This is a genomic window from Actinacidiphila sp. DG2A-62, from assembly GCF_035825295.1.
Classification (GTDB): domain Bacteria; phylum Actinomycetota; class Actinomycetes; order Streptomycetales; family Streptomycetaceae; genus Actinacidiphila.
In genome coordinates, this window is sequence record NZ_JAYMGI010000002.1 from 5,021,514 (window position 1) to 5,044,828 (window position 23,315).

General features: G+C 72.1%; 20 protein-coding genes, 1 tRNA gene, 1 pseudogene and 1 CRISPR repeat array. Of the genes and pseudogenes, 10 read left to right on the forward strand and 12 right to left on the reverse strand.

All coding sequences use genetic code 11. The features are described 5' to 3' along the window. Window positions 1-4: 4 nt before the first annotated feature. The 5 genes and pseudogenes from VSR01_RS22535 to VSR01_RS22555 all read right to left on the reverse strand — a co-directional run bounded on the left by VSR01_RS22535 (window position 5) and on the right by VSR01_RS22555 (window position 5,191). The gene (locus VSR01_RS22535) at window positions 5-1,477 is read right to left on the reverse strand and encodes an SCO6880 family protein (protein ID WP_326450976.1); all 1,473 of its coding nucleotides are present in this window, start codon (window positions 1,475-1,477) and stop codon (window positions 5-7) included. Window positions 1,478-1,608: 131 nt separating this feature from the next. Next, window positions 1,609-2,904, reverse strand: coding sequence for an SCO6881 family protein (locus VSR01_RS22540; RefSeq protein WP_326450977.1), 1,296 nt, complete (start codon window positions 2,902-2,904; stop codon window positions 1,609-1,611). A gap of 37 nt (window positions 2,905-2,941) precedes the next feature. Then, window positions 2,942-3,632, reverse strand: a pseudogene (locus VSR01_RS22545) (hypothetical protein). Continuing rightward, the gene (locus VSR01_RS22550) at window positions 3,632-3,940 is read right to left on the reverse strand and encodes a DUF6112 family protein (RefSeq protein WP_326450978.1); all 309 of its coding nucleotides are present in this window, start codon (window positions 3,938-3,940) and stop codon (window positions 3,632-3,634) included. The pseudogene VSR01_RS22545 and the gene VSR01_RS22550 overlap by 1 nt, the downstream one beginning before the upstream one ends. 108 nt (window positions 3,941-4,048) lie before the next feature. After that, entirely contained in the window at window positions 4,049-5,191 is a 1,143-nt protein-coding gene (locus VSR01_RS22555) for a C40 family peptidase (RefSeq protein ID WP_326450979.1), read from the reverse strand. A gap of 581 nt (window positions 5,192-5,772) precedes the next feature. On the opposite strand from VSR01_RS22555, the gene VSR01_RS22560 reads away from it, so the two are divergent. Next, the gene (locus VSR01_RS22560) at window positions 5,773-6,519 is read left to right on the forward strand and encodes a DNA-methyltransferase (protein WP_326450980.1); all 747 of its coding nucleotides are present in this window, start codon (window positions 5,773-5,775) and stop codon (window positions 6,517-6,519) included. 100 nt (window positions 6,520-6,619) lie between these two features. On the opposite strand, the gene VSR01_RS22565 is transcribed toward VSR01_RS22560, so the two are convergent. Further along, window positions 6,620-7,552, reverse strand: a complete 933-nt coding sequence (locus VSR01_RS22565; RefSeq protein ID WP_326450981.1) for a DUF5655 domain-containing protein — start codon at window positions 7,550-7,552, stop codon at window positions 6,620-6,622. A gap of 217 nt (window positions 7,553-7,769) precedes the next feature. After that, window positions 7,770-8,345: direct repeats of the CRISPR family, unit length 28 nt; unit sequence GTCTTCCCCGCGCGTCCGGGGATGCTCC. A 217-nt stretch (window positions 8,346-8,562) separates the two neighbouring features. Between VSR01_RS22565 and VSR01_RS22570 the strand changes: the two genes are divergently transcribed. From VSR01_RS22570 to VSR01_RS22605, 8 genes are all read left to right on the forward strand, one after another. After that, window positions 8,563-9,429, forward strand: a complete 867-nt coding sequence (locus VSR01_RS22570; protein ID WP_326453760.1) for a CRISPR-associated endonuclease Cas3'' — start codon at window positions 8,563-8,565, stop codon at window positions 9,427-9,429. Then, entirely contained in the window at window positions 9,426-11,327 is a 1,902-nt protein-coding gene (locus VSR01_RS22575; RefSeq protein ID WP_326450982.1) for a hypothetical protein, read from the forward strand. The genes VSR01_RS22570 and VSR01_RS22575 overlap by 4 nt, the downstream gene beginning before the upstream one ends. Next, on the forward strand, window positions 11,324-12,886 hold the full coding sequence (casA, locus tag VSR01_RS22580) for a type I-E CRISPR-associated protein Cse1/CasA (RefSeq protein ID WP_326450983.1): 1,563 nt from the start codon (window positions 11,324-11,326) through the stop codon (window positions 12,884-12,886). Before VSR01_RS22575 ends, casA begins: the two co-directional genes overlap by 4 nt. Beyond that, window positions 12,879-13,421: a type I-E CRISPR-associated protein Cse2/CasB gene (casB, locus tag VSR01_RS22585; protein ID WP_326450984.1), complete on the forward strand. Its 543-nt coding sequence runs from the start codon at window positions 12,879-12,881 to the stop codon at window positions 13,419-13,421. Before casA ends, casB begins: the two co-directional genes overlap by 8 nt. 5 nt (window positions 13,422-13,426) lie before the next feature. Beyond that, window positions 13,427-14,665: a type I-E CRISPR-associated protein Cas7/Cse4/CasC gene (gene cas7e, locus VSR01_RS22590; RefSeq protein WP_326450985.1), complete on the forward strand. Its 1,239-nt coding sequence runs from the start codon at window positions 13,427-13,429 to the stop codon at window positions 14,663-14,665. Beyond that, window positions 14,662-15,399, forward strand: a complete 738-nt coding sequence (cas5e, locus tag VSR01_RS22595) for a type I-E CRISPR-associated protein Cas5/CasD (RefSeq protein WP_326450986.1) — start codon at window positions 14,662-14,664, stop codon at window positions 15,397-15,399. Before cas7e ends, cas5e begins: the two co-directional genes overlap by 4 nt. A gap of 51 nt (window positions 15,400-15,450) precedes the next feature. Continuing rightward, the gene (gene cas6e, locus VSR01_RS22600) at window positions 15,451-16,086 is read left to right on the forward strand and encodes a type I-E CRISPR-associated protein Cas6/Cse3/CasE (RefSeq protein ID WP_326450987.1); all 636 of its coding nucleotides are present in this window, start codon (window positions 15,451-15,453) and stop codon (window positions 16,084-16,086) included. Between the two features lie 708 nt (window positions 16,087-16,794). Then, window positions 16,795-16,863, forward strand: a tRNA-Ser gene (locus VSR01_RS22605). 52 nt (window positions 16,864-16,915) lie between these two features. Here the strand turns inward: VSR01_RS22605 and VSR01_RS22610 are convergent. Then, the gene (locus tag VSR01_RS22610; protein WP_326450988.1) at window positions 16,916-17,338 is read right to left on the reverse strand and encodes a type II toxin-antitoxin system VapC family toxin; all 423 of its coding nucleotides are present in this window, start codon (window positions 17,336-17,338) and stop codon (window positions 16,916-16,918) included. Next, a complete protein-coding gene (locus VSR01_RS22615) occupies window positions 17,335-17,565 on the reverse strand; it encodes a FitA-like ribbon-helix-helix domain-containing protein (protein WP_326450989.1) in 231 nt (76 codons plus the stop codon). Before VSR01_RS22615 ends, VSR01_RS22610 begins: the two co-directional genes overlap by 4 nt. 276 nt (window positions 17,566-17,841) lie before the next feature. Here VSR01_RS22615 and VSR01_RS22620 point away from each other — a divergent pair, with 276 nt between their 5' ends. Next, window positions 17,842-18,495: a dienelactone hydrolase family protein gene (locus tag VSR01_RS22620; protein WP_326450990.1), complete on the forward strand. Its 654-nt coding sequence runs from the start codon at window positions 17,842-17,844 to the stop codon at window positions 18,493-18,495. Between the two features lie 17 nt (window positions 18,496-18,512). On the opposite strand, the gene VSR01_RS22625 is transcribed toward VSR01_RS22620, so the two are convergent. The 4 genes from VSR01_RS22625 to VSR01_RS22640 form a co-directional block, all read right to left on the reverse strand. Then, window positions 18,513-19,139 carry a class F sortase gene (locus tag VSR01_RS22625; protein WP_442785699.1) on the reverse strand — a complete coding sequence of 209 codons (627 nt, stop codon included), beginning with the start codon at window positions 19,137-19,139 and terminating at the stop codon, window positions 18,513-18,515. Between the two features lie 471 nt (window positions 19,140-19,610). After that, on the reverse strand, window positions 19,611-20,051 hold the full coding sequence (locus tag VSR01_RS22630; protein WP_326450992.1) for a hypothetical protein: 441 nt from the start codon (window positions 20,049-20,051) through the stop codon (window positions 19,611-19,613). 300 nt (window positions 20,052-20,351) lie between these two features. Then, window positions 20,352-22,586 carry a sensor histidine kinase gene (locus tag VSR01_RS22635; protein ID WP_326450993.1) on the reverse strand — a complete coding sequence of 745 codons (2,235 nt, stop codon included), beginning with the start codon at window positions 22,584-22,586 and terminating at the stop codon, window positions 20,352-20,354. Continuing rightward, window positions 22,573-23,304, reverse strand: a complete 732-nt coding sequence (locus VSR01_RS22640; RefSeq protein WP_326453761.1) for a response regulator transcription factor — start codon at window positions 23,302-23,304, stop codon at window positions 22,573-22,575. The genes VSR01_RS22635 and VSR01_RS22640 overlap by 14 nt, the downstream gene beginning before the upstream one ends. Between the last annotated feature and the right edge of the window lie 11 nt (window positions 23,305-23,315).

Genomic DNA, 23,315 nt, shown 5'->3' on the forward strand with positions numbered 1-23,315 from the left:
GGCATCACACGGCGAGCGCGAGCGGCAGGGCGCCGGCGGTGAACGCCTCGGCCTGCTGCCAGCTCAGCAAACGCAGGTCGAGCTGGGCGCCGACCGCCGCGGTCTCCACGACCGCGCGCGCCGCGCGCAGCTCGTCCTCGGTGTCCGCGCTTACGGTCAGCAGCCCGGTCAGCGCGACATCGGCATGCCCGGCGATGAGCTGGCGTTCGCGGGCCTTGATGTCGGCGTACTCGATCGCGTCGGCCTCGGAGTCGACCTGGCCGCGCCGGGCGCGCTCGGCGGAGTCCGCGATCACGCCGGCCTTCCTGCGCTGGACGTCGCGCAGCGCGGCGTCCAGGCCCTTCGGCTGGTACGACAACGACAGGGTGCGGCGCACCCCGGCGGTGAACAGCAGCTGGTGCAGGAAGCCGGCGCTGGTCTCGGTCCGGGGCCAGTTCTCCACCCAGTAGGTGGTGTGGACGGCGGAGTCGGTGGCGATGTGGTCGGCCTTCTCCACCACCACGACCGGCCCTGCGGCAGCCGGGTCGGCGGCCGGGCGGCCGGCGGGCGACCAGCGGTCCAGCGCGGCCAGGGCCTTGGGGTCGTACGCGGTGCGCACCACGGCGGCGATCTCGTTCGCCGACAGCCAGCCCGACGGGTTGAGTCCGGCGGTACGCGCCGCCTGGTCGAACGTCGAGGTCAACTGGCCCAGCACGGAGAAGGCACCGGTCAGGCCGCCGCCGGCCTGGTTGATCAGCCGCCGCGCCGCCTTGGCGTCCAAGGACACCGCGACGTACGCCTCGTGCGGGGCCGCGGCCGGACCCGCGCTCGCGATGAGTTCGCCGTAGACCTGCCCGGATACGGGGGCGTCGGGGCTGCCGTGCTGCTGCCAGTACCGGCGCAGCGCGTCACCGGAATCGGGCACGGTGCGCTCCAGGACCTGGACGCGGGCGACCTGGCCGGTGCGGGCGAGCGCGGCCAGGGCACGGCCCCAGCCGGCGACGTTCGCGTTCTGCGTGCCCGGGTCGAGGAGCGCGTACGCCCGGGCGGAGACCTTGACGACGGCGGTCAGCGTGCCGGTGCCGGGGTGGTGGACGGCCCCGTACCGCCGGTCGGGGGCGGTGACCACCCGCAACGAGGCCGCGGTGCCGGGCAGATGAAGCAGTCCCTCGCGGACCGGCCGGTCCGAAGGGCGGGCCAGCCAGAGCAGCTGGCCCCGTGCGCGGCGCAGGGCGTAGCGGGTGACGACCGGTGTCCAGTCGGCCAGGCTCCGGCCCCGGGCCCGTACGAAGGTGAGCGCGGCGAACGCGGCCCACAGGGGGATGAGTTCGAGGGCGCCGACCACACCGCGGGTGAGGATGACGGCCAGGAGCAGCAGGCCGCTGGCGGTCGCCCCGAGGAGCTGGGGTGCGGTGAGGCCGAGCAGGATGCCGCGGCGGCTGCGGTGCGGGAACTTCACGGCGGCCGTGGCGCCTTCGGTGGCGCGGTTGTCAGGCATGGCGGTTCCAGAAGGTAGAAACGGCGGGGCGGGGGCGTGTCCGGATCTGATGACCGGACGCCTCGGCGGGCGGGGAGAAAGGGGCGGACAGCGCACCAGGGGTTGCTGCCCGCCCCGAACGGATGGCCCGGTCACGATTCGGAAGACGGCCTCATCGCTCCTGGCTCGGAGCGGCTGACCGGCGCGACCGCCGGGCTCGAAGTGCCGTCGTCGGAGACCCCGGTGTCGGTTGTGGCGGGCCGGGTGATCAGCGGCGGGATGCCGGGGCGCTGGATGAGTGCGCGGCCCCGGTCACCTGGGGTGTCGCCGGGGGCGTCGTCCTCGTTGTAGCGGAAGGTGGTCTTGGGTGGCGGTGTGCCGTCGATGCCTTCCTTGCTGAGGTGAGACCCGGCCGGGTTGATGCCGGTGGCGACGCCGTCCGTGTCGGCGCCGGGCACCTGGCTGGGCCCCTGGGGCGCGGGGGCGCCGGTGCCGGCCTGCACGGCGAGCGTGCCGGCGGTCTTGGCCGCGCCCGCGGCGACCGCGATGCCGGCGATGCCGGTGCGGTGCAGGTCGTCGTGCCCGCCGCCGTCGCTCGCCCAGTGCACGAACTTGTACGTGGCGTAGGGGCAGACCAGGACCAGGACCATGACGACGAGTCCGGCCATCGCGTCGGACAGCGCGGACAGTCCGTCCGCGGAGTCGCTCTGGCCCATCGCGGACACGCCGATCAGGAAGACCACGGTCATCAGCAGCTTGGAGACGACGAGGGTGGCGGTGGCCTCGATCCAGCCGCGCCGCCAGCGTTTGGCCACGTCCCAGCCGCCTGCGGCGCCGGCGAACACCGCCAGCGCCACCAGGACCAGGACGCCGACCTTGCGGGCGACCATGACGCCCCAGTACATGAACGCCCCGATCGCCATGCCCAGGGCGACCAGCGAGGGGACGCCCCAGCCGAGCCCGTACATCGGCCCCAGCTCACCGACCTTGATCACCCGGCGTACCGCGTCGTCCACGTTGGTGTCCGCGGCTTGGAACAACCCGTCGGACAGCGCGTCGACGACCGTGATGGCCACCGTGGTGAACGCGACGGCGCAGAAGCTGAACAGGACGCCGAGCATCGTGCCGATCGCGGCCTGCGCGAGGGCGCGTTCGTCGCGGCGCCAGGCGGCGAACATCAGCTGCAGGCAGAACGTGCCGACCGTCAGGGCCAGGCCGATCGGGAGCAGCAGCTCGTAGTTGCTGCGGAACCAGGGCGCGTCGAGGTCGATCGCGGTGGTCTCGTTGACGGCCTTGGCCGCGAGGTCGGCGGCGCTGGCGGCGAGATCGCCGGCGGACTTCGCCAGCCAGGCGCCGATGCCGTCGGTGACGGCGGTGCCGGTGCTGGAGACGACGCCGCCGACGGCGTCGCACACCTTGTCCATCAGGGGGAGGTCGCAGGCTCCCATGGCGGAACCTCCTTCCAAGTGTGGGTGGTTGAGGGGGTCAGGGCGCGACGTCGGGCAGGACGCCGGCGAGGGCGCAGGACCGGTCGGGCCTGGCACTGGACGGCGAGGGTGACCGCGCGGGCCTCGGCGCCGCCGCGGGGGGATCCGGTCCAGGCGATCTGCTGGTGGCCGGTGACGGTGACCGCGTAGATGTACGCGGTCGCGAACGCCGCCGGGTCGGCCTGCATCGCCTGCGTGAACGAGGCGGGGATGTGCGCCTCGGCGACGGTCGCGGTGGCGAACTGGGCGTTGTCGGCCATCCGTTCCCACAGCACCGGGGACGGGACCTGGGCGTCGACCGAGGCGGGGTCGACGTACCTGGTCTCGGTGGTCATCCACCCGCGGAGGGCGGTCAGCAGCTCGGGCTGGGAGTACGCGCGGGTGTCGTACGACCACAGCGCGAGGGCTGCGGCCTTCGCAAAGGCGACCGGGTCATGGGTGTCCGGCGGCGCGGGCAGCGTGGTGGTCACGCCGTGCGGCGGCGGTGTCGTTGCCGGCCCGGGGGAGCCCGGCGCGGAGGAAGCCGAAGTCGCCGGCTGCATCGTTGTCTTGGCAGAGGAGCGGCCGTCGCGGGTGAGGTAGGCGACGAGCCCGGCGACGGCGACGAGCACCACCAGGGCCGAGACGCCGAGCAGCATGCGGCGGCGCGCCTGACTCAGGCGGCTGAGCTTCGCGGAGCCGGCGGGCATCAGTGGACCTGCGATCCGAGGTTGCTGAAGAACGCCACGATGCCGTTGGCGGCGCCGAGCAGGAGGGCCGCGCCCGCGGAGACCAGGACGCCCTTCTTGCCGTTGGCCTCGGCCTGGTGGCCGCCGGAGTGGTGGCCCCAGGCCCACACCCCGGCGCTGACCGCCATCGCCCCGACCACCGCGATGATCCCGAACAGGTTGATCGAACCCATCACCTGCTTGAGCACGGACAGGCCCGGCAGCCCGCCCTCGTTCGGCTTGATCCCGGGGTCGTAGGCGAGCGGTGTCACCTTGTCGGCGAGAAACATGGGGAAACTCCAGTTCGATTCAGGGCGGGTGGCAGCCCGCCGGGGGCGCAGTTGCGGCGGCAAAGGCGAAAACAAGGGGGAGGGGGGAGGGCGGCGAGGCGTGGCTGGTCAGACGACGCGGCGGGCAGCGAGGATCTGCGGCTTCCACTCGGCGAGGGTGTTGATGTCGACGACGGCGCCCGTGTGCGGGGCGTTGATGATCAGCCCGGAGCCGATGTACATCCCGACGTGCTCGGGGGCGGCAGCGGTGCCCTCGGTGAAGACGAGATCACCGGGCTGAAGAGCGTTCGCCGACACCGGCCTGCCCTCGTGGACCTGGGTGTACGTCGTCCGCGAGAGGGCGATCCCGGCGGCCTTGTACGACTGCTGCATCAGCGACGAGCAGTCGCAGCGCTGCATCGGGTCCGGGCCGTGCGCATCGGTGCACGACCCGCCCCACTGGTACGGCGTGCCGAGCTGGCCGAGCGCCCAGCGGATCGCGGTCTGCACCTTCACCGGAGCGCTCGCGGGGATCGTGTATCCGGCCGGCACCGAGCCCGGCGGCATGACCCCGAAGCCCGTACCGTCCCCGCCCGGCCCGCAGCCCCCGCCAATACCCGCGTGCACCGGGCTGGTCGTGGTGTCCGAGGAGACGGGAGTTGGCGTTGCGGAGCCGGTTGGTGCCAGCAGCGGTTCGAGCGCCTTGTGCAGCGCGGTGGCCAACGGCTCCCACGTCGCGTACGCATCGGGGAAGCCCGACTTCTGCACCGCCTGGGCAGCCTGTGCGACCGACAGCGACTGCCAGCCCGGCACCTGCTCCAGCACCTGGTAGAACATGGTCGAGGCGTGGACCGGGTCGAGGATCTCGCTCGCAGTACCCCAGCCCTCGGAGGGCCGCTGCTGGAACAAGCCCAGGCTGTCGCGGTCGCCGTAGGCGAGGTTGCGCAGACCGCTCTCCTGCAGCGCCGTCGCCAGCGCCACGACCTGCCCGCGGGCCGGAATGCCCATGGCCAGGCCCGTAGCGGCGATGGTCTTGGCGTTGGGCACCTGCTCGGCCGGATCGTCCAGCCCCGCAACCCTGACGGTGCCGGCACTGCTGCCGTCCAGAATCGCCCGGACCTGAGCGGCAACCGCCGCCGTATCCACAGCCTGCGCGCCCCCGGTGGAACACGAGGCCGCCGCGCTGCCGGCCGTGATGCCCAGCAACGGAACGGCCAGCAGCAGCGGACCGGCGGCGGCCAGACCGACGACGACTCCGGCGGTCTTCTTCACCGCCGCCACCGCTGGCGGCGGTCAACGGCGTAAGGGAGAAGGAGAGTTGGGTCGGGGCCTGGGCGTATCAGGGCGTGCTGCATCGCAGCGGCTCCTCGGAATCGGTAGGAGGCGCGGTGCCGGCTTCTCGTGCACGGCCGCCGGCACCGCGCCGGTGTGAATTCCCGCTTCTGGGCGGGCCTGGGCCAAGGGAGTTGGTGGCTCCCGGACACGGGTCACTGGTTATGCGCGGCAGCCGGCCGCGCTTGTAATCTCAGGTGATACACAACAGACCCCCTGACGAGGGTGGAAAGCCGGCTCGATGAGTGAACGTGCCTTTCCGGTGACGTAATTGGACACGCGAACACGGATCAGCACAGGTCAACCGGGGTGAAGCGGTGCTCCGCTCCGGTGACGTGGCGAGACAGTAGACCGGAAATCCGGACGCGCCAAATGACCCCGGATCGGTCCGTGGAGCGGGCCCGGTCTCGTTAGGACGGTCCGGAATTCACGGCTACCCTCCGGCGCAACCCCCACTCCGAACAGCCGCCTTGGCATTCCCCGGAGCGGGCAGCTCGCTCGCGCCCCGAAAGGCCCCGCGCATGACCTACACGCTGCACCGAGGCGACGCCCTCACCGTACTCAAGACCCTTCCCGACCAGTCCGTGCACGCCGTCATCACCGACCCGCCGTACAACAGCGGCGGGCGCACCAGCTCCGATCGCACCGGCCGTACCGCCCGCGCCAAGTACGTCACCGCGGGAAGCGCGCACGACCTCGCCGACTTCCCCGGTGAGAACCGCGACCAGCGCTCGTACCGCTCCTGGCTGACGGAACTGCTCACCGAGTCCTACCGCGCCGCGGTCGAGCACGCGGTCGCCGCGGTCTTCTCCGACTGGCGCCAGGAACCCACCACAAGCGACGCCCTGCAGATGGCCGGCTGGACATGGTCCGGCACCATTCCCTGGATCAAGCCGGCGAGCCGCCCCCGCAGGGGCGGCTTCAAGCAGGCCGCGGAGTTCGTCACCTGGGGCGTCAAAGGCACCCTCGACCACAGCCGCAACCTCTACCTGCCCGGCCACTTCATCGCCTCCCAGCCCCGCAAGGACCGGGTCCACATCACCCAGAAGCCGATCGAGGTCATGCGGCAGCTCGTCCGCATCTGCCCCGAAGGCGGCACCGTCCTCGACCCGTTCACCGGCAGCGGCACCACCGGAGTCGCCGCCCTGCGCGAAGGCCGCCACTTCGTCGGCATCGAACTGTCCGACCACTACGCCGCCATCGCCGAACGCAGGCTCCAAGCCGAGCTGACCCAGGACGACTTCATCCTGGCCGGACCGGAAGAGTGAGCATGAGAGCCACAAGGCCTCGGCGCACGGACCCGCGGGTACGAGAAACGGGCGGCTGCGCAGTGGAGGTTCGGTGCACCAGTCGTCCCGTCTCTTGCGCTCACGTCGCCTCGAACGCCCGCCGGACCAGCGGGCCCGCTTTCTCCAGGTCGGCCGCCGACGCTATCCGGACTTCCAGGTCCCCGGTCCCGAGGTGCCCGATGCCGCGCATGTCGCGGGTGAAGCCCTCCTCCAGCGCGACGGTGCCCGGGTCGAGTCTGAGGTAGACGAGGATCGCCTCGTGCTTAGGGCGGAAGAGGACCGATGCGACGTTCACAAGCCGGCGGTAGGCGATGTAGTGCCGGAGAGGGACGACGTCGACGTCCCCCCGGGCAGTGAGCGTGTCGTCCAGCTCGGCGTACAGGTCCCGCAAGCTCTCCGGGACAAGGCCGCCGCCTGCCCGCGTGGCGCCGGGCGCCGTCGGCACATCGACGGTCGCCGCCTTTCGCTCCAGGGCGCGCCGGGACGAGGCAGCCTTCACTGAGCCTGGCGAGGAGTCCACGAGCAGCAGGCTCAACAGCCCGCCCTCGAAGAGGCGGTAGCGCACCAGGTCGATCCGCTCGGGCAGCCGCTGCACGGCGACGCGGTCGTGGTGGGAGAAGCCGGCGGCGATGCATACCATTCGAGGCTGACGCCAGTCGATGGTCTCGGCGGCCTCCGCGCCGAGCACCTTCCGGACGAGCGCCTCAATCTCGTGATGCGCGGACTCCAGCCAGGACAGGTAGGAGACGGCCTGAGACAGCACTCCGTTGTCGGAGCCCCTTTTGTACTCGATGACCACCGGGGTGCCGTTCTCGTCCAGACCGAGGGTGTCGATCCGTCCTCGGTGCCACGGCCCCGTCGGGTACTCCGACGCCAGGAACCGAATGCCGAGCATGGCCTCAAGACCGGCCTCGACCCGACGCTGCAAGTCCACTTCCAGCGCCACCGTCGATCCGGACAGCTCGACGTCCCGCCCGTCCGCGTCCCGCCGGAACAACATCAACTCGGCCACCAGCGTCCCCCGTGTCTTCGTACATCTTGGCTCCGGGAGAGCGAATCACCTGCACGAGCTGGCTATTCCGCCCTCCTCGCCTCGCAGTCCCCACTTGACGGCAGCACGCCATGTCGTGATCTTCACCGAGTATCTGGCAGCATAGGGTGCCAACGTAGGTCCTTCACAACAGAACCAAGAAGTCGCAAAGCCGCTGAAGCGCCGCAGGTCACGAAGTGTCTTCCCCGCGCGTCCGGGGATGCTCCGACCCTCGGGGCGACCGTGGGCCCGCTGCTGGTGTCTTCCCCGCGCGTCCGGGGATGCTCCGTCGGCGTGCGTGATGCGGTAGTCACAGTCGCGGTCTTCCCCGCGCGTCCGGGGATGCTCCGGCGCACGAGCTGGGCGTCAGGGTCGTCACCGAGTCTTCCCCGCGCGTCCGGGGATGCTCCCTGCGCGTCCGGCGTGACCGGCGCCGATCGCGTGTCTTCCCCGCGCGTCCGGGGATGCTCCCAGGTCGGCGCGGCGGCCGGCGTCATCCCGGGCGTCTTCCCCGCGCGTCCGGGGATGCTCCGGTGCGTTGCTTGGTCGTAGGCGAAAAGCGGGAGTCTTCCCCGCGCGTTCGGGGATGCTCCGGCCGCTGAGGATCTTCACCAGGCCGGCGGGCAGTCTTCCCTGCGCGTCTGGGGATGCTCCGGACTTCACCGCCGCAGTCGGCAAGGCTTTGGGTCTTCCCCGTGCGTCCGGGGATGCTCCCGTGATCGGGATCACCCCGGCGTACGCGATCCCGTCTTCCCCGCGTGTCCGGGGATGCTCTGCGCGGGATAGGTCGGCATTGCATGGACGGACCGCCTTTCCCCGTGTCTTCGGGCACGAGCGGTCAGTGTGGTCGGCGGCTCGCGTCCTCCTCGTGGTCGTGGCGTCAGCGTTCCTGCGGTGTCGGGCCGGTTGGGTTGAAGCCTGTTGAGGGGGATGCCGCCGCTGACCTGGTGTGGGGTCGCGTTGTCAGTGGGTGGCTCTATGTTCGCAGCGTGATGGAGAACGGTGCGGAGTCCGGGCGTTGCGGCTTATGTGCGCTGGACTTGGGGTTGTGGGGGAAGTCTGACGGTTTGCCGCCGGGGGTGGTGTACCCGCTGATCTGGCATCTGCTGGATACGGCGGCGGTGGCGTGGTGCGTGTGGGACGTGTACATGAGTGGGCCCCAGCGGGAGTCGTTCGCGCGGGGGCTGGATCTTGATCCGGACAGGCCGGAGGATCTGGAGCGGGCTCGGCGTCTGCTGGCGTGCTGGGCGGGGTGGCACGATCTGGGGAAGATCACGGATCTTTTCCAGCGCAAGGACTCCCTGGCGTTTTCGCGGTTGTCGGGCTACCCGCGGCGGAGCCCGGATGACCCGCGTGCTTCGCATGGGTGGGCAACTCATCTGGCGCTGGCCGGTGTTCTGCCTGGGCGCGGGTACGACGCCGAGGGCAGGGACCTCGGGCTTGTGTCGGCGGCGCATCGGGTCGCTCAGGTGTTGGGTGGTCATCACGGGCGGTTCTTCGAGCAGCCCAGGCGTCGTGAGGTGCGGCATCCGGCCATCCGGGGGCGGTGGCTGGGTGCGGGCAGGTGGGAGGAGCAGCGGCTCGCGCATCTGGCGGCGGTCGCCTCGGTGACCGGTGATCCGGTGCCGCCGACGCGGGTGCGCGTCACAGCGGCGGTGCTCGCGGCGCAAGTGGTGGTGCTGGCGGACTGGCTGGCGTCCCAGGACGACTTCGTGGTGGGGCAGTTGGAGGCGTCCCGCCCGCAGGCGGGGGAGCCGGACATCGCGGGGCACTGGGCTCGGACGCTCACCGCGGTGCCGGGCCTGCTTATGGGCGCGGGGCTCGGGCTGCCGCAGTGGGAGGCGACTCCGCTGTCATGACGTTCAAGGACTGGTTCGGTTTCGACCCGAACTCGTTGCAGGCTTCGTTGCTCGACGGGTTGCCCGGATGCGCGTCCCCGGGTGCGCCCGGACTGCTGATCGTGATGTCCGATACGGGAAGCGGCAAGACGGAGGGCGGGCTGTGGGCGTCCCGCTGGCTGGGCGGTCCGCGAGCCGGTGTCCATCTGGCGTTGCCGACGATGGCGACGACGGACGCCGCCCACCGGCGGGTGGAGCGGTGGGCGAGGAAGGCTCTCGCGGCATCCTCGCCGGTGACGCTGGCTCACGGCCAGGCCGGCTGGAACCGGACACCGTCGCGGGTTCTCGCGCACGCGGGCGAGATCGACACCGCCCCGGCGGGATGGTTGTTCGGGCACGGCCGGCCGGTGCTGGCCGGGGTGACCGTTTCGACGATCGACCAGGTGCTGATGGCGGTGCTGCGGGTAAGGCACAACGTGCTGCGACTCGGGGGACTGACCCGCAAGGTGCTGGTGGTGGACGAGTGCCACGCCTACGACCCGTACATGCAGACGCAGTTGCGCCGGGCGCTGGCCTGGTGGGGCGCATTGCGTGTGCCCGTGGTGTTGATGTCCGCGACGCTGCCGGCCGCGGTGGCGACGTCCCTGGCTGCTGCTTACCTCTCGGGTTCGGCGCCGCGCCTTCCGGCGCCCGAGGTGCGTCCGGCGTATCCGGGCTGGCTGTACATCGACGGGGACACGGGTGCGGCGACGGTCTCGAAGCAGATCGCCTCCGACCGCCCCAGGACACTGCAGATGCGCCTGCTGCCGATGCGAGGTTCGTCGCGGGCCGGGCGGCCAGGTCAGGTACCGCCTGCTGACCGGGCGCGCGCAGGCGTGATCACCGGACTGTTCGAGGAGTCCCCGGGCGCGCTGCGCGTACTCACCGTCTGCAATACGGTTGCCTCCGCGCAGCACACCGCCCGGGCGCTGGCGGATCTGCTGGACGACGACGTGGAGATCTTCTTGATCCACGCCCGCTACCGGGTGCGTGACCGCCGTGACCGGACCGGCAGCGTGGAGGCGGTCTTCGGGAAGGACGGCGCACGACGACCCGAGCGCGCGGTGCTGGTCACCACTCAGGTGTGCGAGGCGTCCTTGGACCTGTCCCTGGACCACGTCGTCACCGACCTGGCGCCCATGCCCCAGATCGTCCAGCGCGCCGGGCGGGGTCGGCGCCATGAGACAGGGGCGGACGTGCGGGTGCCGGTGACCGTGCTGATCCCGCAGGACAGTGAAGGCGACTGGGACGACGGGCGGTGGCGCAGGATCTACAGTCCGGCGCTCATCCGCTCCACTCGCCAACTGCTCGCCACGCACGGCGACATCAGCGTGCCTGACGACGTGCAGGACCTGGTGGACACGGTGTGCGCGGGGTGGGATGCCGACACTCCCGAGCCGGATGTGGCCGCGCACCTGCGGGGCGAACAGACCAAGGCCGACGCTGCCGTTCCGGTGGTCATCCCGCATCCGGACGAACTGACCGACCTGTTCGACCTCACCGACCTTCCGATCCCCGACATCGAGGCGGCGACCCGCTACAACCTCGACAGCGTGACCGTGCTGCCGGTGTGGCGCACCGAGGACGGATCGCTCGCCCTGGAACCGGATGCAAGCCTCATGCTGCCCGAACAGGTGCCCGCAGACCTGCGTCCGGTCCACGAGCGGCTGTTGTCGATCCCGCGCGCCGCATGGCAGGACGCCCTGGAATCCGAAGACGCGCTGCCCGATGCGTGGCAGGAGGACGGCCGTCTCGGACGTGTGCTCCTGCTGGTCCACCCGGCCGGCGGTCAGGCACCTGCACCGGCCGGTTGGACGGTCTTCTACGACGACAACCTCGGCCTGGTCACCTGGCCGCCTGCCCCACGGGAGCGCTCGTGACGCGCCGACCTTCGTTCGACCTGGCCACCGAGCCCTGGATCAGCGTCCTTGACCACGACGGGGCACAGCTGCAGGTCGGACTGCGCCAAGCCCTGCGGGACGCGCACCTGATCGCCGATCTGGCACTGCCGTATCCGGCGGCGTACGGCGCTTTGTACCGAGTCCTTGCGGCCCTGGTCTTCCGGATCACGGGCCTGGACCAGCCACCCTTCGGCGAGGACTGGTACCGGCGCCGCAACAAGCTGTTCGCCACGCCGTTCAGCCCGGGCGCCATCGAGTCCTACTTCACCGCACACGCCGAAGGCTTCGACTTGTACGGCGACCGCGGGTTCTTCCAGGACCCGAGGCTGAGGACGGACTGCAAGAAGACGTCGGGCATCAACAAACTCGCCTTCGGCAGGGCAGCGGGCAGCGCGCGGCCGTGGTTCGCGGACAAGCACGGTGACGACGGGCAGAAGCCCCTGGCGTCTGCCGAGGCCGCTGTCCATCTGCTGATGCAGGCCTACTACGGGGCGGGGGGCACGGTCACGACCCGCCGGCACGGCAACCTCAACACCCAGGCCGGCTGCCCGGCCGCACCCTTGCGAGGGACCGTCGGGTTCCACCCCTTGGGGCCCGACCTGCGCACGACACTGCTGGCTCATCTGACCGCACCGACCGCTTACGCGCACGGCCGCCCCGATCGCGCCCCTTGGGAGCACGCCGAACACACGGACCCCACACTTCCGGTGCCTGCTCCTTCCGGACCGGTGTCGCTGCTGGTCGGTCGTATGCGCCACGCCATCCTGCTCGTCCCCGGCCCCGACGCCTCCACCGCCGAGGACGCCACCATCAGCTGGGGCGCCCGCACCCCGGCCGACAAGCCCAAGCCGGGCTACTTCGTCGAGCCGTTCCCCGACCCCTACCTGTCCTACGGATACTCCAAGACCGGCATGCCCTCCACTCCCGTCGACGCCGACGGGGGCCGTCACCTGTTCCGCGACCTGGACGTGCTGCTCAACGCCCCCGAGTCCCGCGGCCCCGCAGCCGGACCGCACCCCCGAACCCGGCCCGCGGTTCTTCACGCCTGCGACCACCTGCCCGACGCGGTCATCGACACCCTGCGACTACGGGTCGTGGGAGTGGACCAGGACCGTAGCCAGACCGTGGACCGCCAGTGGTGGACCAGCACCACGCCGCCGCTGCTCGTCCACAGCGCGCAGCGCGACCCGCAGGCCGCGGAACTCATCGAACAGGCCGTACGCGAGGCGGATGCCAGCGCGTGGAAGCTCAACAAGGCCCTGGCCGCCGCGTTCGCCGACCGACCCAAGGACAAGACGGCCCCCAAACGACGCGAAGCGCGGGTCGCACGCCACTACTGGCCCAGGGCCGACACCGCCTTCTGGCGCCTGTTCGACGGCGACGACCTTTCCCAAGCGCAGGCTGCCATGCGCCGCGCCGCGCTGGACGCCTTCGACGACATCACCGCCGGGATGGCACGCAGCCTGTCCGCCTGCCGCCGCGTGGCCGAAGCGCGTGCCCTGCTCCCCCTGCCCAGAAAGAACACTGACGATGCCTGACACCGACCCCGCCCAGCCCACCCGAGCCGCAAAGTTCGTCGACCACATCACGGCGCACCTGGCGCGGGGCGGACCCGCCCGACGCGCGCTGCAGACCGGCTTGCGCCCCTGGCCCGACCGGGAGCCGCCAGGCCCCATGCACCTCTACGTCGCCACCTGGCTGCCCGAAGGCCTCCACCCGGAGCGCCAGCGGGCCTACTACACCGTCGCCGCGCTGATGACCACCGCCACCAACCGAGCCGGCACCGGCAGCGGCGTCAGCCTCGGGAAGGCGCTCGGCCTCGCGTCGAGGAGGATCTCTGCCACCACGACGGAGCTTTCCGTCAAACGCCTCGTCAGGCACAGCCCCGCCGGACCGTACCCGCACCTGCGCGGCGCGATCCGCCTCGTCTCCGCCGCAGCGGCGCCCCTGGACTGGGCCCGTCTGCTGGACGAACTCGACACCTGGCACTTCCGCGGCGCACGCACCTGCACCCAATGGCAGCAGGACTACTACCGGGCGACAGGATCGCCCCAGCCCTCCGACAGCGAGTGATCACCATGACCAAGACCAGCATCCCCGGCGTGCACATCGACGTGCACATCATTCAGACCCTGCCGCTGTCGGGACTCAACCTCGACGCCGACGGCAATCCCAAGTCCGTCGTCATCGGTGGCGTCCAGCGGGCCCGGCTCAGCCCCCAAGCGCAGAAGCGGGCCGCGCGCCTGCACCTCGAAAACGTGCTGCCCGAGGAGGCCGCCGTCCGCACCAGGCGCCTGATCCACACCGTCAGCGATCTGCTGATCGCACAGAAGTGGCCCAAAGCCGTCGCCGAGCATGCCGCCGTCGACGTCTTCGTCGCCGCCTCCGCCGGCACCATGGCCCTCGGCAGCACAAGCGACAGTGAAGACGAGGAGAGCAACTCCAAAGACCCGCTGGCCACGGCCGCCCTGATCTACACCCCCGCGACAACCGCCGGAAAGCTGGCCGCCGTTGCTGCGACACACCGCGACGCCTACGAGGCCGCCGTCGCAGCCGGAAAGAGCCTGCCCAAGCCCAAGGCCAAGGGCGGCAAGAGCAAGGGAAAGGCCGCGAAGCCCGAGGACGCCACGATCGCCGACCCGAAGGAACTGGCCGGGCTTCTCGCCTCCGCCAACGGCAGCATCGCTCTGCTGGGAAGGACCCTGATGGAGATCGGCGGCGCCGAACGCGACTCCTCCGTGCAGGTCGCCTCCGCCTTCACCACCCACGAAGCAGTCGTCGAAGTCGACTTCTTCGTCGCCGTCGACGACTACGCCGCCGCCAGCGAAGGCGTGCCCGATGTCGGACAGATGGGCGACAGTCAGCAGACCGCCGGCACCTTCTACCGCTACACGACCATCAACCTGCCCAGCCTGCTGCAGGACATCGACAACGACACCGACCTCGCCCGCCGGCTGTGCGAGGCCTTCATCGACGGGTTCATCCACACCTTGCCCGCCACCGGACAGACCAACTCCGCCGCCTGGACCCTGCCCGACCTCGTCCACATCACCGTACGCAGCGACCGCCCCGTCAACCTGTCCACGGCCTTCGACAAGCCCATCCGCACCCAATACGACGGCCACGTTGGCCCGTCGATCGCCGCCCTGGCCACCTACGCCCACAGCATCGAGAAGATCACCGCCAACCGCGGAGTCGTCCACGCCGTCCACGCCCACACCGCCACCGACGAACTCCGCGGCCTGGGCAAGCGCATCGACAACTACACCGACCTGGTGCGTAAAGCCCTCGACGCCGCCTTCGGGACCACCGCGTGACCACCGACCAGGCCCTCGTCCTGCTGTTCGCCGGCCCCCTGCAGGCATGGGGCGTGCGCGGCGGCTTCAACGACTACCGCGACACCCTGGACCACCCCACCCGCTCCGGGGTCCTCGGTTTCTGCGCCTGCGCTCTGGGCCGCCCACGCGGTTCAGCTCCAGGCGACCTGGCCGAACTGGACCTGGCCGTCCGCATCGACCGACCGGGAACCCTCATGGAGGACTTCCACACCATCGGCGGCCAATCCGATGAGGAGGTGGTCCCTTCGGCCGACGGCAGCCGACGCCGCGGCGCCTTCCTCACCCGTCGCGCCTACCGCGCCGACGCCGCGTTCACCGTCGCCCTCACCGGCCCCGATCCCGTCCTGCGCACCCTCCAAGGAGCCCTGGACCACCCCGTCTACACCCCCTACCTCGGCCGGAAAAGCTGCCCACCCGCCACGCCCTACAACCTGGGCATCCACCACGGCACCGTCGAGGACATCCTCGCCACCGCCCCCGTGGACCGGGCAAAACCCGCGCGTGCGGACACCGTCACCGCCGAGGTCATCACCACCGTCCCCCACAACCACACCGCCGGCACCCACGCCGTCCACGACGATCCACGGGGCGGTCGCGCCTTCGGCCAGAGGTTCCTGGCCCGCACCACCATCAGCCTGCCGGCCGACCTGTGCGTCGGCAACGACGCGCCCGCGCGGTACGAACGCCTGCACCACTACCGATACACCACCTGACCCGACTGCTATCCCCGCCCGGCCGGGGACGCCCCCGAAGGACCGATCACGATGGCTCTCGCCTACCTCACCGAGATCCGCCTCAACACACGCGCACGCGAAGTACGCGCCGACCTGAAAAACGGCGGACGCGGCTTCCACCACCGCACCGCCCGCCTGGCACCCCCCGAAACGGCCACCGCCGACGCCCGCCTCCTCTGGCGCCTCGACACCTTCCGCAACGGCCTGCGCCTCCTGGTCCAAACCCCCCAGGAACCCGACCTGTCCACACTCCCCGACACCTACGGCACCGCCCGCACCCACCCCCTCGATCGGCACCTCGAACGACTCACCCAAGGCCAGAGGGTCCGCTACCGCCTCGCCGCCAACCCCGTACGCACCGGCACCGACGAGATCACCGGCATGCCGCTGAAGAACCGCATCCCCTGCAAAGGAGAAGAGATCACCCGCTGGTTCAACCACCGCACCGAGACCCTCGGCCTCGCTCCCGAGACCCTCGCCACCTACCAGCTCGCCCCCGTCACCGGCACACGAGACCACAAACCCGGACTACGCCTCACCCTCACCCGCTACGACGGCATCGCCACCATCACCGACCCCGCAGCCCTGCGCACCGCTATCCTCACCGGCATCGGCCGCGGCCGCGCCTTCGGCGCCGGCCTCCTCACCGTCGCAGCCATCGCCTGACCAGCCTGTGTCGGCAGAGCCGCTCCTTGACAGCTAAAGAACAAGCAAAGCCGCCACGACGACCCAGGTCGAAAAGAGTCTTCCCCGCGCGCTCGGGGATGCTCCGCTCTCAAGAGCTGATGATCATCCATCGCACTGGTCTTCCCCGCGCGCTCGGGGATGCTCCGCAGCGCGTCCCGTTCTGGGGGACCGCGCTGCGGTCTTCCCCGCGCGCTCGGGGATGCTCCGCGGCCGAAGGGCGCGGCCGGGTCCGGCTCCGTGTCTTCCCCGCGCGCTCGGGGATGCTCCGTGCGGTACGCCCAGCCCGAGGCCCGCGGCGTCGTCCTCCTTGCGCGCTCGGGGATGCTTCGTTGTCCTTGCCGCCGAGCGCGGCGTTCCAGACGTCTTCCCCGCGCGTTCGGGGACGCTCTCGAACAGCTGGCGTGTGGGTCTTGGCTCGCTCATTTGTTCGTGTTGGTCAGGCGGCCGGTGCCTCCATGTCGGGCTTGAGAAGGATTGTTGAGTCTCGACAAGCTCGTGCTGGGGACTCTCATGTCTAGAGGCAGACGGGTGGGCTGGGTGGCCGATCGCATCGCGGGCTGAGAAAAGCGGCTGCGCCGGTGGACAGACGGTGGACAGACGCCTGTGTACTGTGCAGCACGGGGTGGCACGGCTCAGCAGCGTCCATAAGTGCTGATCAGGCGAAACGTCATGAGGCGGCACTCTGCGGCACCGGGCGACATGATCGCTCTCGGGCTTGTAAAGCGTAGGTCGTCGGTTCGAACCCGACAGGGGGCTCTTCGCTTGCCCGGCGGTGCGCCGGTCGTTGGCCTGGCCCGGGGCGCAGGGATCAGGCGCTGGGTGCCGCGTAGGTCTCGATGGCGCAGTGGGTCGCCCCGCTGCGTGCGATTCTGGCGTCGCTCGTGACGAGCGGTACGCCGAGGCTCTCGGCGAGGGCCACGTAGTGTGCGTCGTAGGCGGAGAGGTTGTGCGAGAGGTCGCGTACCCGCTGCCACAGGACCAGCGTCGGGTGCAGGTCGAGTGCCAGGGCCTGGTAGTCGGTGATCGCCTTGGCGGCTTCCTTCTCCGTGATCTTCGGCTTGCCCCCGCGTCGCCCGCGCGCCAGGCCGAGGACGGCTGAGGTGATCTCGTAGTCCAGCAGGCCCGGTGCTGCGAGAGCATCCGCGCGACCCACGCGCTCGCGGATCGCGGTCCCGGTGGCGCCGTGGTCGAGGAGGAAGTGCACGAGGCTGGAGCAGTCGATGACGATCAACGCCGTTCACGTCCGTCCTCGATGGCGTCGAGGATGTCGGTCGTGCTGAGCGCTGTGCGGGTTTCCCGTTCGAGGCGTGCCGCCATCTCCGCGAGAGTGGGCTTGGCGGCCTCCCGGGAAAGGAGTTCCAGGGCGTACGCCTGGAGGGACTTGCCCGCCTGTGCGGCGCGCACCTTCAAGGCGTTGACGGTGTCGTCGGGAACGTCCCGAATGGTGATGGCGGTCATGCATTCATTTTAGCAGCAATGCAGGCAATGTGCAGGCGTTCGGTGTCCAGTGCAGGCTGCCGAAAGGGCTACGCGGCCGCCATCGGTGGGTACGCCCAACCTGTCGGCGCGGCGTTGCGGGTGTGGTGGGGTCTGCGGGTGGGTGCTGAGGTGATGTGGGGGGACGGGCGGCGGGTCGGTGTGCGTGCGGTGGAGCGGGGGTTCGTCGTGCGGCGGGGGGCCGCGGTGGTGCCCGGGACCGTGTGGACGCCGGTGGGTCGGTCGGGGGCGGTTCCCATGGTTCTGCTGGGGCACGGCGGCAGCGGGCACCGGCTCAGCGAGCGGATCGTGTCGCTGGCCGCCCGGTTCACCTCGGCCGGCTGCGCCGCGGTGGCGATCGACGGGCCGTACCACGGGGAACGCGTGCGGTCGCCGCTCACGCCGGGGGAGTACCAGGCGCTGATCGTCGCCGAGGGCGTCGGCGCGGTGCTCGACCGGATCGCCGGCGACTGGATCGCCACGAGCAGCCTTCTCGCAGAGGCCGGCATCGCCGACGGCACGCGGCTGGCGTACGTCGGGCTGTCGATGGGCACCCGCTTCGGGCTGCCCACCGCGGCGGCCCTCGGACCGGCGCTGCGGTGTGCCGTGTTCGGGAAGTTCGGCCTCCGGCAGGCCGCGGCCCTCGACCCCGCGCTCCACGCCCCGGAACGCGCCCTGCGCGACGCCTCCCGCATCACCGCGCCGGTCCTCTTCCATCTGCAGTGGGACGACGAGACCTTCCCGCGCGCCGGACAACTCGCCCTCTTCGACGCCTTCGCCGGCGCCGAGAAGGAACTCCACGCCTTCACGGGCCGCCACGGCCACACCCCCCGCCACGCGCCCGACCTCTGGACGGCGTTCGTCACCCGCCACGTGGCCGCGCCCGGCAGTGGCGAACCGCCGAGTACCTGAAGGCGGCGGCGCCGGGCTCAGGTCTGCGTGGCGTAGACGATGAGGTTGTCCACCGGGTGGCCGGCGGCGTCGAACGCGCCGTCGCAGGTGATCAGGCGCAGGGCGTGGGCGCTGGTCGGGCCGTAGACCTTCTGGGTCGGGAAGGACTTCTTGCTGACGCTGTCCACGGCCGTGACGGTGAAGTGCGTCGCCTGGCCGCGGGCGTTGGTGACGGTGATGTCCGCGCCCGTGGCGATGTCCTTCAGGCGGTAGAAGACCGCCTTGCCGTATCGCGTGGAGTTGTGGCCGATGATGACCGCGGCTCCGGCCTCGCCCGGCACCGCGCCGCCGGTGTACCAGCCCGCGGTCGCCCGCTGGTCGGGCGGCGGGACCTGGACGGTTCCGTCGGCCTGGAGGCCCAGCGTCATCAGCGGGGCGGAGATCCCGAGCGAGGGGATGGCGACCTCGGTCGGGGCCGCGGGCCGCGGGCGCGCGGCGGCGGCCACGGGGCGGCTCGCGCCGGCGGGGGTGGTGGTCGTGGCGGTTGTGGTGGCGGCGGGCGGTGGCGTCGCCGACCGCGGCGCGTCCGTCCCGGCGGCGGACGAGCAGCCGGTGAGTACGGCGAGGGCCGCGGTCGCGACGAGGACCGCGGACAGGGCGGGGATCGCGCGGACGGCGGAGACGGCGGGGACGGCGGGGACGGCGCGGATCGCCGGGACGAGGCGTGCGGCGGCCGGCCGGGTGCGGGTGCGAGTGCGGGTGCGGGGGCGCCGCGCCGGAGGCTGGGCGAAGGACACAACGGGCTCCAGAGCAGGACGGGTTGCGGACGCGGTGCCGCCGCGGCGGGCGGGTGCCTCGGCAGGGGGCGGGGGCTTCCCATGGGCGGCACCCGGTGACGCGCGGGGGCGCCCGGTGGCCGGCGGCTCCCGGCGGGTGGCGGCGCCTCCGGGGCGTGCCGCGGCCGGGGCGGCTTCCGATGGCGGGCCGTTCCGGCAGCGGGTGGGTCCCGGCGGCGGGCCGTTCCGGCGACGCGCGGCGGCTCCCCCGTGGCCGGCGGCTCCCGGTGGCCGGCGGCGCCCCGGCGGGACGTGCCGCGGCCGGTGGCGGCACCGCGTCCGCGGTTTGCGGTGGCGGGGTCAGCCGTTGTGCCGGGCCGCGGCGCGGCGGCGCAGGACGACGGTGCCGCCGCCGGCGAGCAGGAGGGCGGCGGCCGCGGAGCCGGCGAGGACGCCGGGGCCGTTGCCGCTGCCGCCGTTCGCGGTGGGCTCCTCGCCCGCGGCGACGGCGCCGCGCGGGATCACCTTCTTGGCCTCGACGACCTTGCCGGCCTTGTCCCTCGCGGCCTTCGCGGCCGCGGCGGCCTTGTCCTTGGCCGCCTTGCCGCCGTCGTCGGTCTTGGCGGCCTCGGCCTTCTGCTCCGCGGCCTTGCGGGCCGCTTCCTTCTGGTCGGCGGACTTCGTGGACGCCGAGGTGCTCGGCGTCGTGTCGGAGGCGACGGCTGCGGTCGCCGGGAGGAGCACCGTGCCGGCCGCGACGGCGGTCAGGACGGCGAGGCGCAGGCGGTGGTGGCGGGACATGTACGACTCCAGTTCCGGGCCCGGCAGGTGGTATCCGGGTGCCGGGCGGCACCGGACGTCCGGGCGTGGCCCCACCCTGGCAATCGCGTATGAGGAAGTTGTCAGGAAGTCATGGTGATCTGATCATCGCCGGGTCGCCGGGTCGCCGGGTCGCCGGGTCGCGGGGTCGCGGGGTCGCGGGGGCGCGGGGGCGCCGGGTCGCCGGGTCGCCGGGTCGCGGGGTCGCGAGGTCGCGAGGTCGCGGGGTCGTCGGGTCGCATCGCCGCGTCCGCGGCCCCGTTCACGGCCGGATCAGGCCCCTCACGGCCGGCTCGGCGGCTCCTCATCCTCCCGCGGCCCGCCGGCCACCGGCACCCGTACGGTGAACACCGAGCCCTCGCCCACCACGCTCTCCACGCTCGCCGTGCCGCCGTGGGCCTCGGCGAGCTTGAGCACGATCGCCAGGCCCAGGCCGCTGCCGCCGGTGCTCCGGTTGCGCGACTTCTCCGCCCGCCAGAAGCGGTCGAACACGTGCGGAAGGTGCTCCGCGGGGATGCCGCTGCCGGTGTCGGCCACCTCGACGGCCACCGACGCGCCCGCGCCCCCGCCCGCCGTACGTGCGCCGCCCCCGTCCGCCGCTCGCGCGTCCCCCGCGCCCCCGTCCGCGCCTGCACCCGCGTCCCCGTCCGCCGTCCGCGCGTCTCCCGCGCCCGCGCCCGCACCCCCGCCCCCGCCCCCGCCCCCGTCCTCCGACCCCGTGGCGTACGCCCGCAGCGTCACCGCTCCGCCGGGCGGTGTGTGGCGCACGGCGTTGGAGACCAGATTGCTCACCGCCTGGCGCAGCCGGACCGGATCGGCGTCGACCAGCGGCGGCCGGGGGTCGCCGGGCGCCGGCCGCAGCACCGTGAGCGTGACGCCCGCGGCCTCGGCCCGCGCCTGGTGCGCCGCAGCGACCTGGCCGAGGAGTTCGCCGATGCGCACCGGCTCGCGGTGCAGCCGCAGCGCGCCCGCGTCGGCCGCCGCGAGGTCCTGCAGGTCGTCGATGATGTGCTGCAGCTGCACCGCCTCCTCCAGCAGCGACGCGACGAACGCCGGGTCCGGCTCGGCCAGGCCGTCCTGGGCCGCCTCCAGCCAGCCGCGGATGTTGCTCAGCGGCGTGCGCAGCTCGTGGGCGACGTCGCTGACCATCACCTTGCGCTGCTCCTCCAGGCGGGAGCGGTGCAGCGCCATGTCGTTGAAGGTCGCGGTCAGACGTCCGATCTCGTTGTCGGCGCCGACCGGTACGGGCTCGGAGTCCAGGCCGTCCCGCATCCGCTGGGCGGCGCCGGTGAGGGCCCGCAGCGGGCGGACGAGCCGGACCCCGGCGATCACCGAGGCGCCGACGGTGAGCAGCAGGACGAGCGCGGTGACGCCGGCGATGCGGGCGGTGTTGGACGGCGAGAGGTCGAATCCGGGCACGCTGACCGCGGCGGGGGAGTCGATGAACAGCAGCGCGGGCGCCGCGACGTAGGCGGTGAGCTGTTCGCGGCGGGCGCTGTCGACGCACGACGCGATGGCCCGGTCGTCCCCGCTGCTGCGGACCTCGGGCACGGAGTCGGTGATCGGCCCGACCTCCGCGCCCGCCTTCTCCTTGGCCGACCTGGCGTCCGCCGCGCTCTGCGCCGCCGCCCGCTTCTTGGCCTCGGCCCACTTGTCGGCGGTGGCCTCGGTCCACTTGCCGGCCTTGACCTCGGCCTCGGCCAGGGCGGTCGACGCGGGGTCGTCGGCCGCCTGCCCGTGTCCGCGGTCCCAGGACAGGTCTGGGTTGAGCTTGAGTCTCACGCCGGTACGGCCCTGGCGTTTCAGGCAGGCGTCGGCCAGTTGGTCGAGGGCGGCCAGGGCCCGCCGCTCGGTCGCGGTGGGGGCGTCCGTCTCAGGAGTCCGGCACTTGTCCTCCATGGAGCTGTCGGCGGGGTCGCCGACGAACTGGACCCGGGGCCTGCCGCTGGCGCTCTGCACGATGTTCGCCGCGATGCCCAGTGCGCCCAGGCACTTCACGCTCCGGTCGGCGGCCCGGCGCAGCTCGGCGCGTTCGCCGGCCGGGAGCAGGAACGGGCCGACGGCGCGTGGATCGACGCGGTCGGCTCCGGCCGAGGCGGCGTCGGGCACCAGCGCGGTGTCGACGGACAGCGGGTCGACGACGGCGGAGGACTGTGCGGGCAACGGGTTCGCGGCCGGGCCGGTCGACCGGTCGGCGGCCGAGTCGAAGAGGGTACGGCGGTCCTCGGTGGTCAGCGCGATCCGGCGGCCGGAGTGCTGGGCGAGCTTGCGTACGGTGTCGTCGACGCCGCTCCAGTCGGGGTGGGTGGCGGCGTACTGCATGAGGACGTTGTAGATCTCGGCGTCGGCGCTGAGGTTCTGGCCCTGTTCCTGGCGGATCGCGCCGGAGGTCGTCTGCACCGCGAGCCAGGCGGTGGCGGCGACCGAGCACGAGGCCACCAGCGCCGAGACGGTCAGCAGCCGGCCGAGCAGGCTCTTGCGCAGCGGCGGCCGGGCCCGCGGGTCACGCCGGCGCATGGGGGGCGTTCCTGGCGGGGTCGGTCAGTTTGTAGCCGACGCCGAACACGGTGAGCAGCCGGACCGGCCGCCGCGGCGTGGGCTCGATCTTCTTGCGCAGGTGCATGATGTGCACGTCCACGCTGCGGTCGCTGATGTACTTCTCGAAGCCGTGCAGCTCCTCCAGCAGGCGCTGCCGGGTGAAGACCCGGTCGGGCTCGGCCGCCATGGCGGCCAGGATGCGGAACTCGCCCGGGGTGCAGTCGACCGGCGTCCCGTCCACCGAGACCTCGTGCCGGACCGGGTCGACCCTCAGCGCGCCCACCGACAGCGCCTCGTCCCGCACGGCCGCGGCTCCGGCTCCGGGGCCCGCGCCGCCGGCCGGACCGCGGCGGCGGCGCAGCAGCGTACGGACCCTGGCCATCAGCTCGCGCGGACTGAACGGCTTGGTGACGTAGTCGTCGGCGCCGAGGTCGAGGCCGAGCAGCAGGTCGTCCTCGGTGCTGCGGGCGGTGAGGATCAGCACCGGGACCTCGCGGTGCTCGGCGCGCAGGATGCGCACGACGTCGAGCCCGTTGGCCCTGGGCATCATCACATCGAGCAGCAGCAGGTCGGGCTCCCGGCGGCGTACCGCGTCGAGAGCGGCGCGGCCGTCCGCGACGACGGTGACCGCGTGCCCCTCGTTCTCCAGGTACCGGCGCACGAGTTCGGCCTGCTTCGTGTCGTCCTCGGCCACCATGATGTCTGCGC